The sequence below is a fragment of the Mesorhizobium sp. C277A genome (assembly GCF_040324395.1).
GTDB lineage: Bacteria > Pseudomonadota > Alphaproteobacteria > Rhizobiales > Rhizobiaceae > Mesorhizobium.
Genome location: NZ_JAMYVW010000004.1, coordinates 21,088 through 35,204 on the forward strand (window position 1 = coordinate 21,088; position 14,117 = coordinate 35,204).

Here is a 14,117-nt window from a genome sequence, read left to right on the forward strand (position 1 = left end):
TGATATTTATCTCAATGCCTCGCACCTGCACCTTGTCTTTTCCGGTTCGGTCTAGATCCTTCTTGGTTATCTATCATCATGCGGGGGGGTCAAGTGAAGACCACGGCTGGCCAAGACGACTCAATGAAAACGATGGCCGCCTGCGGCCCTAATGCGCCCTGGTATCGGCCGTTCGTTCACGCAGCTTAAGCCTGGAAGCTTCCGTTCCCTGACCAGCGGACGTAGCCGGGCGAGCTTATTAGCGCCGCAGCGGTATCACTTAACCGGTATTATCAACGGAGCCGGGCGCCCGTGTACGGCATAGGTCAGGATCGCGTGGTGGTTGCAGAAGCATTCGATCGCGAACTCGTGTCGGACTCCGTTCGCGTCCGTCAACACGACGGTTCCGTCGAAAATCGGACCTCTCCTAGCCCGGCCGGCACTGGCCCTGAGAAAGTTCCAACAGAATTCCTGAGTGATCCCCGGAAACCGCGTCCTGAACGCGGGTGAGCGGATGAAGTATCGCACGTCCTTGCCGCCGGGGTCGCGGCCGATATCGTCGTGGTGCGGATGGGCGCTGACCATCCCGAATGCCGGCGTTTCGCCATCCCGCTCCTCGACCGTGCGCCATAACGTGGTGGTTATCGTATTGCCGTAGCGCTTGGCCAGATTCTGGATGGACTTGAAGGTAATCTCGACGTCGCGAGCCTCGCACGCGAAACGGTCCTGAAGGAACAGCAAGCGTGCGGCGGCGAAATTAGCCTCCGCCTCCACATTGGCGTGGCAGTTCGGATCGAGCGTGTACTGATCGTCGCCGAACAGGAAATCCTTGTGCCAGGGAATGAAACTATGCCCAACCTCATGGGCCTCGATCCATCGTTTCTTCGCGTCGGGAACCTGTTGGTCGATCAGGATGCGATTGCCGTCGGGTATCCATAAGGCGGAGAGGTTGGCCTTCTTGATCACGTCGATCAGAATGGTCGGACGGGCGATAACCTGCTTGCCCGCCACCTTCATCCTATGCGCGACTTCCTGCAGGAGCGTCGGATTGGACAAGCTATAGTACTTGAGGTCTAGCGCGAGCAACTGCCGGACCTCCGGGAGACGGAGGGGCGGTTCGGGATTGCCGAGTTCGCGGAGAATCCTGTCAACGAGTCCTCGGATGTCGTCCGCCTCATATGCTCCGACCGTCCCCTCCATCATCGGTTCATTTCTGCCCCAGCACCAGAAACTTGACGAAACTGTCCAAGACCTGTTGCTCGTGCTTACTGAGCTTGGACAAATCATCGGACTTAGCCGCGAACTTCTGGGCCTCTTCCTGCAGGACCTCGTCTCTAGTAACCGTAGCGCCAGAGAGCTTCATCAGCGCTCGTGGCGGCATCCTAAAAAACTCGGCCAACTGGTGAACGGTCCTCGGCCTGGGTTTGTAGTTGGGGTCCCGTTCGATCAACCTGATCTCGGCGGCCTCCACCCGCGCCTTTGCGCCCAAGGTTTCAACCGACAATTGGTCGCGTCGTCTCAACTGGCGTATGAAGACCCCGAAGGCGTGCTTCATTTCGACCACGTTGCCCGCGTCCGACACAAGTTCGGACGGCAGGAACATCCCTATATTGTCGATGGCTTCCAACGGCCATCCCGCGTCATGGTCCGTATCCGGATCGGACTCGATCTTTCGCCGGAGCCAGTCGCGTGAGATAAGCATCTCCATCATCTGCTCCTTCTGTTTAAGTGAGGAAGGCGCGCGCTTGTGCTTCGGTCATCTCAAAGTAGCGCATGCGCGTGTCGTCGATTTCCAGGTCGGTCATTCCAACCACATCTCGATACCAAGCTTCGGCCTGTGGCAAGGCGTGCAGGCCTACCCGTCCCCTGAATTCCTCTTGAACACTCAAGCTGATCGCGGCAACCATCATGATGCGCCCCACGCCCTTGAAACGAGGGGACGCATCGAAACGCGGTCTGTTCCAAGGCGCGGTAGCCAGCAGGTCCACCGTGACCAGCGGCTTGCCGCGTTGCGAGGGTTCTTTGGCAAAACCTGCAGTCGTCACGAGCATCAGGCCCTGTGTGGCACCTTCCGCCACGATCGCGAACGACTGCCGGTCAAGCCGGTTTGACGCCATGTCGACTTTCTCGGACCATCGCCAATGAGCGTCCTGGATGTCGTTATCGGCGAGGAATTGCAGGTTGTATTGGCCGGCGGCTTTCAGTTCCGCAATCCTGGCTTCCATGAGCGGGCGCCACGAGCCGTCTATATCGGCGACATTGCCGGCATCCGCGGGGCTGAGGAGATGGGATTCCGTGAACTTGCCGGTCCGACGGTCTAACAGGTCGTAGGTACCGATGAGGCTACCCGACATGGCTTCAGCTCAGCATCATGAGCTCGGCTTTTTCCTTGGTGGAAGGGTGTTCGAAGAATACCTTCTCGCCGCGTTCTATTCTGTCCGTGATGGATTGGTAGAGCCTGAGGGCCTGTCGGACTAGGGCGGTCTTGGACAAACCTTTTTCATCGGCGAGGCGATCGACTAGATCCATCTCCTGCGAACTCAAATTCAGCGTCATCGTACGTTTTTCAACCATAGGGTCCTCCTTGACGGCCGCGCGTTCATATCATTATCCACGAGGCTAGTCAACAATTAATAGCTACAGGTCACGTATTGACTAGCTAAGAAATAGCTACTATTTGATGTGATATCGAGACGCAGGAGAAACCAAATGAACGACAGCGATCCCATTCGCAGCATCCATATCGCCGGCACCGACCTAGTGTTCCGCGCGGTTCCCGTAAATGACCAGACCCCCTCAGGCGACCAGATCGCCCTCGCCGCGGGGTTTTCGTCCGACGATTACAGCTATGTCCTGCAGATGCGGGACAACGGCGAACTTGAGGACGTCCGCAGCCGCGAATCCGTGCCCTTGTCCGACGGACAGCGGTTTATCGTCGCCCTGAGCGACCGATCCTACCGGCTTGCCTTCGCCGGCGGCCCCCTGGATTGGCCCGCGCGCTTCATCACGGCCGGAACCTTGCGCAAGCTGAAGGGCGTGGCTGCCGACAAGAGCATCTATCTGGAAAAGACGGACGAGCCCGACTTTCCCCTCGATGAGGACGACGTCATCGACCTGGATGAAGATGGCGTCGAAAGCTTCAAGGCGGGCAAGCTTGCGGGGCCAAAGAAGCAGACCGTGCGCGTCAAGCACCTGGGTGAACTGGAAACGGTGCGCTTCAAGGTCGAGTCCGGTACTACTCTGCAGTCGATCTGGGACCGGGCCTACGAGGAGCTCGACGTCATGCGCAACGAGCGTGACGTGTTCCAGGCCGAGACGGACGTCGGGACAGTGAGCCTGATGGACCACCTCGGCCTTCCTCTCGAGACGGCCCAGCAGGAAGGTTTGTGCGACAAGAAGTTCGAGATCGCGGCCAGGACCGGGGGGGCCTGAAATGGCATCGCATGGCGTCCGGCCCACCATCGACCTGCAGGCAGGCACGCAAGTGCTAGGCCAGCACTTGCCGCGGGTGCTGTCCTTCAGGGGCCAGACGATAGAAGAGCTCGGCTGGAGCCGGCCATCGGACCGGACGCTGCTTGTCCCCATGCGCGGCACTTTCGGCGGAAATACCGAAGAGTATCTTCTCCGGCTCGATTTTCTTGCCGGTTCGGACTGGCCGCCCAGCGCCAGGTTCGTCAATCCGGCGACCCTTGACTACGCCGGCCTAGCCGAACAGCACCATCTGCCCCAACTGACCTCGCCGGAGGTCCACGTCCATCCGGCTTACCAGAACCCCAGCGGGCAAAAGATCCAGCTCGTGTGCTGTTCCGCTGTGTTCGAATACTACGACGTCAATCACGGCGGCGAAGACACCACCCTCTGGCGCACGGGCGATACCTTTAATCATACGTTGGTGGCGATCGAACGTGCTTTCCGCAACCACTATTCGGGAAGATTCGGTCGTCATGCAGGATGAATACCTATTGTGGCGCGACCCGGCACCCGGGCCCTATGTGCCGATCGGATCCGTCCTTCGCTTACCTCCGACTGCGATTTCGGCGACACGCGAACTGCTTCAGCGCGAAGGCCGCCGGGAATCGTGTGTTTTCTGGTACGGCGAGCGGGACGGCGATACCGCCCTTGTGCGATCGGTCCGGGCGCCCACGCAGCGATCTATGCCCGGAAACTATCATGTGGAGCCGGATGCGATCAGCGAAATGGTGCGCGATCTGCCCGAAGGGTGGAAGCCCTTGGCTCAGATTCACAGCCATCCCGGAATGGGCACGGAACACTCGCGATATGATGACCGCATGATTTCGAGCCGCCGGATTCTTTCGATCGTATTCCCGATATACGGCGTCCCGGCCGCGCCCTGGCCGCAAGGCGTCGGCGTGCACGAGTGGCAGAACGATTATTGGCACATGCTATCCCCAGGGCAGGTCCATGGCCGCCTTGAGGTGATCGCCGCACCGGCAGTGGACAGAAGGGATTTCCGATGAGTGGCTTGGCATTGGGGGATCGTCATTCCCGACCGTTGGATGGTTTGGGGGACGTCGCGTCGCCTAAAACGATCCTCATTCGTGCCGGCGACGTATCAGGGGCAGTCAATCGCCAACACCTTCTGGTCTGTCTCGTCAATCTACTGGCTAGGCTGCATGGCTTGGTCGGTTCGATCCGGGTCGCGGTAAAAGGCGAGATGACGGTCGTCACGCCGAACGGGGCCGGTCCGGCAAATGCCTTCCAGGCCGTCGAGAACCTCGCGTCCTGGGCCAACGGCGGGCGGATACCGGTGCTTCCACCCGATGGCGTGGAGGACTTGACCATAGATATGACCGGTCAGATGCGTGGAGGCGCGAGCATCTATGTTTGGGGAGAGGGGTGGAAAGCCTGGATCGGCTCCGCTCCGCGAGCATTCGGTGGTTCTTTCGGCCGGCGCGATTGCCTCGGCCCATACCTGGCAGCGGCCTTGGCAGCAGGCGAGGTCTTCAAGCACGCCAAAGGCTTGAAGAAAGGACGCTTCGCCCGGGATGACGCGTATTCCCTGTGGTCGGGGGAATCCGGCCGCTGGGAAGTATTGGAAGACGGTCCAGCCGTATCGGACACGCGCTTGCCCCCTTTGTATGTCGTCGGGGCAGGCGCCGTCGGTCAGGGGATCATCCAGGTGTTGGGCGCCAGCGAATTGGCAAGCTCATTCCTCGTTACCATCGATCATGACCGCCACGACCTCGAGGGCACCAATCTTAACCGGTGCTTTTTGGCCGGCCTCGACGATCTCGACCGACCTAAGGTCGAGGCCGTGGAGCGATACAGGACCTTCAGCGGACTGGGGGGCTTCGAACATTCCGGAACGCTTCGGGATTACATCCTCTCGAGCCGGTCAGGCCTGCATCCGAAGCTCGATCTGGCGGAAGCGCGGGACTCGTACGAACTCGTGGTATCGGCCGTGGACATCAATACGTCCCGTCAGGACATCCAGGGTCTGTGCCCCCGCGTCGTCGTGGGCGGAAGTACAGACGGCTTAAGGGCTCAAGCGGTGATATACGGCCTCGTCGAACAAGCCGAATGCCTGGGCTGTTGGAACGTGCCCGACGACGGAAGGGCCAAGGCCGCTGCCCGGGAAGCGGCCCTACGGGCAATGTCGCCGGAAGAACGACGGAAGGAATTGGCCGGACAGGTCGAAAACCTTGATGCAGCCTTGTCCTATCTCGCTTCTGCCGAGCCCAGATGCGGACAGTTGGGAGAAAGCGATGTCAAGAGCTTCGTAGACCGGATGCCTCCGGAGTTTTCGGCTTCGTTCGTGTCCATGGCGGCCGCCACGATGGCCGCAGCCAGCCTATTTCGTGTCACATCGGGATTGTCTTCAGATGTGAACTTGCAACCCAAGACAATTCTCCAGTTCAAGAACTTGTCGATGGCTAAAACGGTGACTGCGCGACGGAGCGGTTGCGCGCATTGCTGTGTTGTCCGTGAGGCCGGTTCTCCGGCGAAACTCGGCTAGTACTTGGCCGCGGTCGATAACTCGGTCCCCTTGGACACTACCGAAACATTTGGGCCCTGATACGCCACCACCCGGGCAGGCACGCCACCCCAGAGTCGCGTCGGTACCCTCATCGCTGAACAGACAACTGACCTTCTGGACCTTTGGTGCCGCAAGGTGAAGCGACACAGAGGGCGCTGCACTTGTTCAACGCTATCCATTTTTCGGCGGCTTCTAAGGCAAGGGTTGCCAAAAGTAGACGGTCGGCTCCCGGCCCCCCTCCTGAACGTTTGTGCTCTGGCCAATAGCGGCCTGAGGAGAAACGATATGGGACATTCGCAGTATGACCTCGCCGGACAAGGCCGTCCCGGTAGTGTGCTGAGAGTTCTGCAAATTCGCTGAGAGGGGGCGGTCATAGCAGGCTGGTCATTGTTCACTTCACCTGATTCCCGCGAAGGAACGCCACCATGGCCAAGACTCATTTCTCTGGGTTCATTCCTCCCGGAATGTCCGACTGATTTGGTCCGACAGCGGCTTCACGATATAGGAAAGCGCCGTACGCTCGCCCGTCTCGACCATCGCTTCGGCCGGCATACCGGGCACGAGCGTCAGGCCCTTGAGCTTCGTCAGTTCCGCCTGCGGAACCGACAGGCGCACCAGGTAGTACGAAATGCCGTTTTTTTCATCCGTCGCCAGATCGGCTGCGATCCGGCTGACATATCCGTTCAATATCGGCGTGGTTCTCAGATTGAAGGCTGACATCCGCAGCACGGCCTTGTGGCCAAGCTGGATTTGGTCGATGTCCTTCGGGGTGATTCGTACTTCAAGCGCAAGATCGTCGCCTTCCGGCACGATTAGCATGATCGGATCGGCGGGCGTAATCACTCCGCCGACCGTATGAATTGCGAGTTGTTGAATGGCGCCTGACTGCGGCGCGACGATATCGATCCGCCGCAGTTCCTGCTCAACCGCCACCTTGCGCTCAACATACTCCCCGACCTGCGCCTGAACCTCTCTGAGCTCCTGGCCGACTTCCGACTTGAAATCCTGATCGATCTGCGGGATCTGCAGGCGCGTTTCGGCTATGCGGGCTGCCGTCTGTGCCTGATCTGCGATCTTCTCACCGCGCTCGCCACCGAAAGTGGCAACCTGGACCTTCAGGCTGTTCAACCGTTGGTCCGAGACAATGCCTTGCTTGCGCAACCCACTTAGAACAGCAATTTCCTTTTGGAGAACCTCGATCATTTTTTCACAGGCAATTTCCTGCGCCTTGAGTCCTTCGATCTCGTGGTGATATTGAGTAATGCGTTCCGCCAATTGCGCCTGCTTCCCGTCGCGGGATTGCCTGCGGAATTCGAACAGCAGCGTCTCGCTATCTATTGCCGAAGCTACGTCTGGAACATCTCTTCGGGCGAGTAGCCAGTCCGGGAAGGCGATTTCCGCGAGATCGTCACGCTCAGCATCGAGTCGTGCCAGGTAGGCGGCCAGCTCATCGAGCCGCTTGGTGACTATGGCGAGATTAGCGCGCGTCTGGGTAGCATCGAGCCGCATGAGGATGTCGCCGGCTTTTACTTTATCCCCTTCGCGCACCAGGATTTCTCCGACCACCCCGCCAGTCGGGTGCTGCACCTTCTTGACATAGGAAACGACGACAAAGTGTCCGGACGCTACAACCGCACCGGAGAGATTCGTGAAGGTCGCCCAGGCTCCGGCTCCTCCCACAAAGATCACGCTCGCCAGAAGGCCCGCCACCAGGTGGCGGCGAATGGAGCTTGAAACGTCATTGTTCTGATCAATGCCGGACACCGGTATCCTCCATGTCAGCGCGCTCTGCCACGTGATCCTGTGTAGACTCGATGGCCTTCAGGACTTTGGAACGCGCACCGAATGCTCGCTGCCGTCCACCTTCCATCACCAACACCAAATCGACGGCGCTGATGACGCTCGGCTGATGGCAGACGACAACCGCAATGCCTTTGCGCTCGCGCACGGAGGCGATCGCCTTAGCGACTGCAGCTTCGCCTTCCGCATCGAGATGGGTATTGGGTTCATCCAGCACAACAAGGAAAGGGTCTCGATAAAGGGCACGGGCAAGACCGATAAGCTGACGCTGCCCGGCGGAAAGTGCCGATCCGACCTCACCGACCGGAGTTTCGTATCCGTGCTCAAATCGGAGGATGAGTTCGTGGGTGCCCGCTGCTTTCGCCGCGGCGACAATAGCCTCAGGGTCAGGATCATCTTCAAAACGAGCGATGTTTTCGGCAATGGTGCCGTCGAACAGTTCAACACCTTGTGGCAGATAGCCGATATGACGGCCTAGTGCTTCCCGGTCCCATTGATCGAGGCTTGCGCTGTCGATGCGAACCTTCCCGGCGACCGGCGTCCATGCGCCGACGATGGCGCGCGAGAGTGTCGACTTGCCCGAACCCGATGCGCCGATGACCCCAAGTGCGCTTCCCGCCTGAATGGCAAACGCAAGGCCGGTCACGGTCAGCTTGCTTTCACCGGGCGGAACGATTGTCACGCTTTCCAGGCGCAGTTCGCGTTCAGGTGCAGGCATAGGCACAACAGGAGCGGTTTCAGGAACCTTTTCCAAGAGGTCCTCCAGCCGCGCCCAACTCTGGCGCGCAATGAGGAAGGGTTTCCAGCTTGAAATGGCCAGATCGACCGGAGCCAGCGCACGCCCCATCATGATCGAACTGACAATCATGACCCCGGCCGTAGCCTCCTGCCTGACGACAAGGTACGCACCTACGGTAAGAATGGCCGATTGCACCTGCAGGCGCAAGTCGGCATTGCAACGCGCTGCTTGCAGCAGACCATTGCGTGCCATGTTGTGGGCAACGGTATCGCTTATCGGCCCTTGCGAGAGAGTGTTGGCAAGGAGTGTCAGAGATGTGAGACCGACCGCCCCGATAAGTGCCGTCATGCCGATCCAGAAATGAAGGAGGAAGCAAATGCCAAGATAAAACAGCATCCATGGCAGATCGAAGAACGCTGTCGGACCGTTTCCACCTAAGAAGCCGCGAACATTGTCGAGATCGCGAAGCGGCTGCAAGCCGTCGCCCGGCATGCGCGTTGAAAGCGGAAGGCGAACGATCGCATCGTGAACGCGTCCGGAAAACTGTCCATCGAAACGCTCGCCAATCCGCAGCAGCACGCGGGCGCGCAAAATGTCGAGCAGGCATTGGAACGCATAAAGCCCCGCAGCAAGCACGACGAGCCCCACTAGAGTGGATACGCTGCCACTTGCCAGAACGCGGTCATAGACCTGAAGCATGAACAGCGGCGAGATGAGCGCAAGCACGTTGACCACGCCGCTGATCAACACAATGCCCCAAATCGCGGAAGTCAGAGGGAAGGGTCTCAAAGCTGAATCCTTTAAGGAATGGTTGTCACGTAAGTCTCCGGAGGCTGGCGACCCAGCTCCCTATATTGCTCCCCGACCGGCAACCGACTGCATCCGCTCGCTGGTTCAGGATCAGTGCTCCCGCCGAATATGTTTGGTCCCGGCATTTAATGGAGCGGGTCAACAACACCGTCCGGCTGAAAGTTTGGAAGGGATTCATCGTGGTCGGCCGCAAGGGCCCGAACAGGCTTCCGCCTCCACACCTTCAGTGGGATTTCGGTGCACGACCAGCGCGACGCGCAGGGCTTCGTCACTGTACACGCTGACTGCTCCCGGGCGCCCCGGCCCATGGCAAGTAGCGGAAACGGGAAAGCGCCCGCCCAGGGGGGCGGGGCGGGCGCGGTTCCGTATGGGTTTTCTGGATCAAACGAAGGTGAAGTCGGACGCGGTCAGGCCCAGGTCTGCCACGGTGACCACACCGCCCAGGTGGGCGAACTCGTGCGCGCTGCCGTCGGCGGTGACATAGGCCAGAGTTGCGAGTCTGTCGGTGTAGCTGCTTTGGTAGACAATGATGTCGCCGGCGTGCTCGCCGGAGATCGCACTCGCCGCCTCATTAGCAGAGTTGAAAGATTCGCCAGTGATCACCACGACGTGTTCGCCGTTCGCACCCGAGGCCGCACCGCTGTAGAAGCTGCTCACCGGGTAGCCGGACTGTATGCTGGCGTTGTTGACGAAGTTCGCGCCAAAACCATCGTTGTAGAGGCCCACCGCATCGAAGGCGAACTTGTCCTCCGCCGGGTTGAAATCGGTGATAGTGGTAATGTCCGACGTCGACCCGACAACCCCAGGCACCGGATTGTGGAACTGGAACACGAACGTGTCACTGTCGCTGCCCCCGGTCAACGTGTCCTGGCCGTCACCCACGTAGAGGACATCCTGGCCGGGTCCGCCGCTGAGCCTGTCATTGTCCTCACCGGAGACGCGCGCGTTGAAGCGGCCGTTGTCGCCGGAGAGATCGTCCCAGCCATCTCCGCCGAAGATGCGGTCGTTACCCTTGCCGCCGATGGCTCGGTCACTGCCCGCGCCACCCGAGATCTCGTCGTTGCCGCCACGACCGTCAAGCCAGTCACCGCCCTGGTAACCCTCGATCCAGTCAACACCCTCGGTGCCGAGGAGTGTTTCGGAACCCGGGCCACCTTCGATAATCTTTGCCATTGAAAATACTCCTAATGATGCCCCTGCCTGAGTCGTTCATATTCGTCATCGGACAATTGGAGAAATCGATTGCTTGGATAGGCATACATTTACGAAATGGATGCATTCTCGTTCACTTCGCCCTTCTGCTGAGCAGTTGCGGGCTCGCAGGCGGCGGGGACACGCCCCAGGCAATCGGCCCGAACATTCACACTCAAAGAACGGTCCAGGAAAACTTGGCAACCGGTCGTCCTGGTTGGGCCGCCCTCGGAAGAACGGGCATGGGGCTGTGTTGCCGAGTCGCGCCGGCACTGCCCATTGCGAGCAATGGAACGTTAGGGAGCGCGTTCGCGCGAGCCGAGATCGGAACTGACAGGCGCACCAGGTAGTACGAAATGCCGGGTTCACCAGGATTTCTCCGACCACCCCGCCAGTCGGGTGCTGTATCTTCTCACCAGGAAACGACGACAAAGTGTCCGGATCACGCTCGCCAGAAGGCCCGCCACCAGGTGCCGGCGAATGGACTCGAAACGTCATTGTTCTGATGAATGCCGGACACCGGGATCCTCCATGTCAGCGCGCTCTGCCACGTGATCCTGTGTAGACTCGATGGCCTTCAGGACTTTGGAACGCGCACCGAATGATCGCTGCCGTCCACCTTCCATCACCAACACCAAATCGACGGCGCGGATGGCGCTCGGCCGATGGGCGACGACAACCGCAATGCCCTTGCGCTCGCGCACGGAGGCGATCGCATTAACGACTGCAGCTTCGCCTTCCGCGTCGAGATGGGCATTGGGTTCATCCAGCACGACAAGGAAAGGGTCTCGATAAAGGGCCCGGGCAAGACCGATAAGCTGACGCTGCCCGGCGGAAAGTGCCGATCCGGCCTCACCAATCGGAGTTTCGTATCCGTGCTCAAATCGGAGGATGAGTTCGTGCGTGCCCGCTGCTTTCGCCGCGGCGACAATAGCCTCAGGGTCAGGATCATCTTCAAAACGAGCGATGTTTTCGGCAATGGTGCCATCGAACAATTCAACACCTTGTGGCAGATAGCCGATGTGACGGCCTAGTGCTTCCCGGTCCCATTGATCGAGGCTTGCGCTGTCGATGCGAACCTTCCCGGCGACCGGCGTCCATGCGCCGACGATGGCGCGCGAGAGTGTCGACTTGCCCGAGCCCGACGGGCCGATGACCCCGAGTGCGCTTCCCGCCTGAATGGCAAACGCAATGCCGGTCACGGTCGGCTTGCTTTCACCGGGCGGAACGATTGTCACGCTTTCGAGGCGCAGTTCGCGTTCAGGTGCAGGCATTAGCATAACAGGAGCGGTTTCAGGAACCTTTTCCAAGAGGTCCTCCAGCCGCGCCCAACCCTGGCGCGCCATGAGGAAGGGTTTCCAGCTTGAAATGGCGAGGTCGACCGGAGCCAGCGCACGCCCCATCATGATCGAACTGGCAATCATGACCCCGGCCGTAGCCTCTTCCCTGACGACAAGGTACGCACCGACGGCAAGAATGGCCGATTGCAGCAGCACGCGCAGCGACTTTGAAATGGCACCCAGCCCACCTGCCACATCCCCAGCTTTCCGGTTGGCGGCCAGACACTTGGCATTGGCCTTTTGCCATCGGGCAGCGATCCGCTTTCCAAGACCGAGAGCTTGCACGACCTCGGCATTGCAACGCGCTGCTTGCAGCAGACCATTGCGTGCCATGTTGTGGGCAACGGTATCGCTTATCGGCCCTTGCGAGAGAGTGTTGGCAAGGAGTGTCAGAGATGTGAGACCGACCGCCCCGATAAGTGCCGTCATGCCGATCCAGAAATGAAGGAGGAAGCAAATGCCAAGATAAAACAGCATCCATGGCAGATCGAAGAACGCTGTCGGACCGTTTCCACCTAAGAAGCCGCGAACATTGTCGAGATCGCGAAGCGGCTGCAAGCCGTCGCCCGGCATGCGCGTTGAAAGCGGAAGGCGAACGATCGCATCGTGAACGCGTCCGGAAAACTGTCCATCGAAACGCTCGCCAATCCGCAGCAGCACGCGGGCGCGCAAAATGTCGAGCAGGCATTGGAACGCATAAAGCCCCGCAGCAAGCACGACGAGCCCCACTAGAGTGGATACGCTGCCACTTGCCAGAACGCGGTCATAGACCTGAAGCATGAACAGCGGCGAGATGAGCGCAAGCACGTTGACCACGCCGCTGATCAACACAATGCCCCAAATCGCGGAAGTCAGAGGGAAGGGTCTCAAAGCTGAATCCTTTAAGGAATGGTTGTCACGTAAGTCTCCGGAGGCTGGCGACCCAGCTCCCTATATTGCTCCCCGACCGGCAACCGACTGCATCCGCTCGCTGGTTCAGGATCAGTGCTCCCGCCGAATATGTTTGGTCCCGGCATTTAATGGAGCGGGTCAACAACACCGTCCGGCTGAAAGTTTGGAAGGGATTCATCGTGGTCGGCCGCAAGGGCCCGAACAGGCTTCCGCCTCCACACCTTCAGGCGCGTTCATATTCGTCATCGGACAGTTGCAGAAATCGATTGCTTGGATAGGCACACATTTACGAAATGGATGCACTCTCGTGCGCTTCGCCCTTCTGCTGAGCAGTTGCGGGGTCGCAGGCGGCGGGGGATCGCCATCCATGCCTCCTCTCATAGTCGAGGGGGGGGCAGTTTCTCAATTTGGGGACAACTCAGACGTCCGGTGCTCTTAGGCAGAGGAATCATACGAGATCCCTCCTGCAACATCATTTCCCGCATCCACAGGCTTGCCGGATCACTATTGTGGAGCGCAGGCCATTGAACGGCCTCCGTGAATGCGGGAGGAAGTGGCGGCGGAAGTTTGACAATCCGCAGGGGTGTTGTTTTTGCGAAATGCTGCGCCAGCCGTAAGGGCATGGTCCCGATGCGGCTGGTGCCTGATACAACGGGCGGGATCAGGCTAAAGCCGTGTACGACAACTTCGATGCGTCTCTCGAAACCGTGCTCGAGCAAATACCATTCCTCCATGGAGAGCTGCCGAGTGTCCCCGAATTTGAACACAACCTGCCCCATCGATAAGTATCGCTCCAATGTAAGTGGCTCTGACAGCTGCTTGTTCGTGCCGCAGCCTACGCACACGAGCATATCTTCGAACAGGGCTGCGCGAGGATGTTTCGACATGAATACTTCCGGCATAATTAGAAAATCAACGTCGCCGCGCCGGAGAAGCTCCTCGGGGTCGTCGGAAATAGGGAGACATTCAAAGCGGACGGCGGGAGCTTCCCGCGCAGCACGTTCTACGATCTTCTTAAAAAATACGAGCGTGATGTAATCGGAAAGGATAATCCGGAAGCGACGATCCGATTGGGCTGGGTTGAAGGCGTCCCAGGAAATAATCGATAGCTGGATGTGCAGCAATGCCTCCCTGACTGCTGGGGCGAGCCCCTCAGCGCGAGGTGTCAAAATGAGCTCGCGGCCGCTCATCGTAAATAGCTCATCGCTGAAATAGGCGCGTAACCGAGCAACGGCGGCGCTCATTGCCGGCTGGCTCAGGTTAATACTGCGGGCCGCCGCGGTGACTTTACGTTCCCTGACCAGAGCGTCCAACACAACGAGGAGATTCAGATCGAGTCCCTTAAAACGCATGTCTTGATCTAGGCGGC

At 59.4% G+C, this 14,117-nt stretch carries 13 protein-coding genes; 4 read left to right on the forward strand and 9 right to left on the reverse strand.

Going from position 1 to position 14,117, the window contains the following annotated elements; all coding sequences use genetic code 11:
* Window positions 1-255 precede the first annotated feature (255 nt).
* The 4 genes from NKK52_RS29715 to NKK52_RS29730 are packed head-to-tail and all read right to left on the reverse strand — an operon-like array spanning window position 256 to window position 2,553.
* On the reverse strand, window positions 256-1,182 hold the full coding sequence (locus NKK52_RS29715) for an ImmA/IrrE family metallo-endopeptidase (protein WP_023686070.1): 927 nt from the start codon (window positions 1,180-1,182) through the stop codon (window positions 256-258).
* Window positions 1,183-1,186: 4 nt separating this feature from the next.
* Window positions 1,187-1,690: a helix-turn-helix domain-containing protein gene (locus NKK52_RS29720; RefSeq protein ID WP_023686069.1), complete on the reverse strand. Its 504-nt coding sequence runs from the start codon at window positions 1,688-1,690 to the stop codon at window positions 1,187-1,189.
* 13 nt (window positions 1,691-1,703) lie between these two features.
* Window positions 1,704-2,333, reverse strand: a complete 630-nt coding sequence (locus NKK52_RS29725) for a hypothetical protein (protein WP_023686068.1) — start codon at window positions 2,331-2,333, stop codon at window positions 1,704-1,706.
* 4 nt (window positions 2,334-2,337) lie between these two features.
* The gene (locus NKK52_RS29730) at window positions 2,338-2,553 is read right to left on the reverse strand and encodes a ribbon-helix-helix protein, CopG family (RefSeq protein ID WP_023686067.1); all 216 of its coding nucleotides are present in this window, start codon (window positions 2,551-2,553) and stop codon (window positions 2,338-2,340) included.
* A gap of 135 nt (window positions 2,554-2,688) precedes the next feature.
* Here NKK52_RS29730 and NKK52_RS29735 point away from each other — a divergent pair, with 135 nt between their 5' ends.
* From NKK52_RS29735 to NKK52_RS29750, 4 genes are read left to right on the forward strand one after another with little or no spacing between them, the layout of a single operon-like run.
* Window positions 2,689-3,411 (forward strand): multiubiquitin domain-containing protein, encoded by a 723-nt coding sequence (locus tag NKK52_RS29735; protein WP_023686066.1) that lies wholly within the window; start codon window positions 2,689-2,691, stop codon window positions 3,409-3,411.
* Window position 3,412: 1 nt separating this feature from the next.
* A complete protein-coding gene (locus tag NKK52_RS29740) occupies window positions 3,413-3,934 on the forward strand; it encodes a hypothetical protein (RefSeq protein WP_023686065.1) in 522 nt (173 codons plus the stop codon).
* Window positions 3,924-4,457, forward strand: coding sequence for a Mov34/MPN/PAD-1 family protein (locus tag NKK52_RS29745; RefSeq protein WP_023686064.1), 534 nt, complete (start codon window positions 3,924-3,926; stop codon window positions 4,455-4,457). Before NKK52_RS29740 ends, NKK52_RS29745 begins: the two co-directional genes overlap by 11 nt.
* Window positions 4,454-5,956, forward strand: a complete 1,503-nt coding sequence (locus NKK52_RS29750; RefSeq protein ID WP_023686063.1) for a ThiF family adenylyltransferase — start codon at window positions 4,454-4,456, stop codon at window positions 5,954-5,956. The genes NKK52_RS29745 and NKK52_RS29750 overlap by 4 nt, the downstream gene beginning before the upstream one ends.
* Window positions 5,957-6,427: 471 nt before the next feature.
* Here the strand turns inward: NKK52_RS29750 and NKK52_RS29755 are convergent, their stop codons facing one another.
* The 5 genes from NKK52_RS29755 to NKK52_RS29775 form a co-directional block, all read right to left on the reverse strand.
* Window positions 6,428-7,741 carry an HlyD family type I secretion periplasmic adaptor subunit gene (locus NKK52_RS29755; RefSeq protein WP_031204569.1) on the reverse strand — a complete coding sequence of 438 codons (1,314 nt, stop codon included), beginning with the start codon at window positions 7,739-7,741 and terminating at the stop codon, window positions 6,428-6,430.
* Window positions 7,728-9,263, reverse strand: coding sequence for a type I secretion system permease/ATPase (locus NKK52_RS29760; protein ID WP_502903007.1), 1,536 nt, complete (start codon window positions 9,261-9,263; stop codon window positions 7,728-7,730). The genes NKK52_RS29755 and NKK52_RS29760 overlap by 14 nt, the downstream gene beginning before the upstream one ends.
* 444 nt (window positions 9,264-9,707) lie before the next feature.
* Window positions 9,708-10,499: a calcium-binding protein gene (locus NKK52_RS29765; protein WP_023686103.1), complete on the reverse strand. Its 792-nt coding sequence runs from the start codon at window positions 10,497-10,499 to the stop codon at window positions 9,708-9,710.
* Between the two features lie 512 nt (window positions 10,500-11,011).
* Window positions 11,012-12,727, reverse strand: a complete 1,716-nt coding sequence (locus tag NKK52_RS29770; RefSeq protein ID WP_352630736.1) for a type I secretion system permease/ATPase — start codon at window positions 12,725-12,727, stop codon at window positions 11,012-11,014.
* A gap of 398 nt (window positions 12,728-13,125) precedes the next feature.
* Window positions 13,126-14,100: a LysR family transcriptional regulator gene (locus NKK52_RS29775; RefSeq protein WP_023685036.1), complete on the reverse strand. Its 975-nt coding sequence runs from the start codon at window positions 14,098-14,100 to the stop codon at window positions 13,126-13,128.
* Window positions 14,101-14,117: the final 17 nt, after the last annotated feature.

Bases quoted from the DNA above. Each gene is read 5' to 3' on its own strand.
- NKK52_RS29715 (WP_023686070.1), bottom strand. From the start codon at position 1,182: ATGATGGAGGGGACGGTCGGAGCATATGAGGCGGACGACATCCGAGGA.
- NKK52_RS29720 (WP_023686069.1), bottom strand. From the start codon at position 1,690: ATGATGGAGATGCTTATCTCACGCGACTGGCTCCGGCGAAAGATCGAG.
- NKK52_RS29725 (WP_023686068.1), bottom strand. From the start codon at position 2,333: ATGTCGGGTAGCCTCATCGGTACCTACGACCTGTTAGACCGTCGGACC.
- NKK52_RS29730 (WP_023686067.1), bottom strand. From the start codon at position 2,553: ATGGTTGAAAAACGTACGATGACGCTGAATTTGAGTTCGCAGGAGATG.
- NKK52_RS29735 (WP_023686066.1), top strand. From the start codon at position 2,689: ATGAACGACAGCGATCCCATTCGCAGCATCCATATCGCCGGCACCGAC.
- NKK52_RS29740 (WP_023686065.1), top strand. From the start codon at position 3,413: ATGGCATCGCATGGCGTCCGGCCCACCATCGACCTGCAGGCAGGCACG.
- NKK52_RS29745 (WP_023686064.1), top strand. From the start codon at position 3,924: ATGCAGGATGAATACCTATTGTGGCGCGACCCGGCACCCGGGCCCTAT.
- NKK52_RS29750 (WP_023686063.1), top strand. From the start codon at position 4,454: ATGAGTGGCTTGGCATTGGGGGATCGTCATTCCCGACCGTTGGATGGT.
- NKK52_RS29765 (WP_023686103.1), bottom strand. From the start codon at position 10,499: ATGGCAAAGATTATCGAAGGTGGCCCGGGTTCCGAAACACTCCTCGGC.
- NKK52_RS29775 (WP_023685036.1), bottom strand. From the start codon at position 14,100: ATGCGTTTTAAGGGACTCGATCTGAATCTCCTCGTTGTGTTGGACGCT.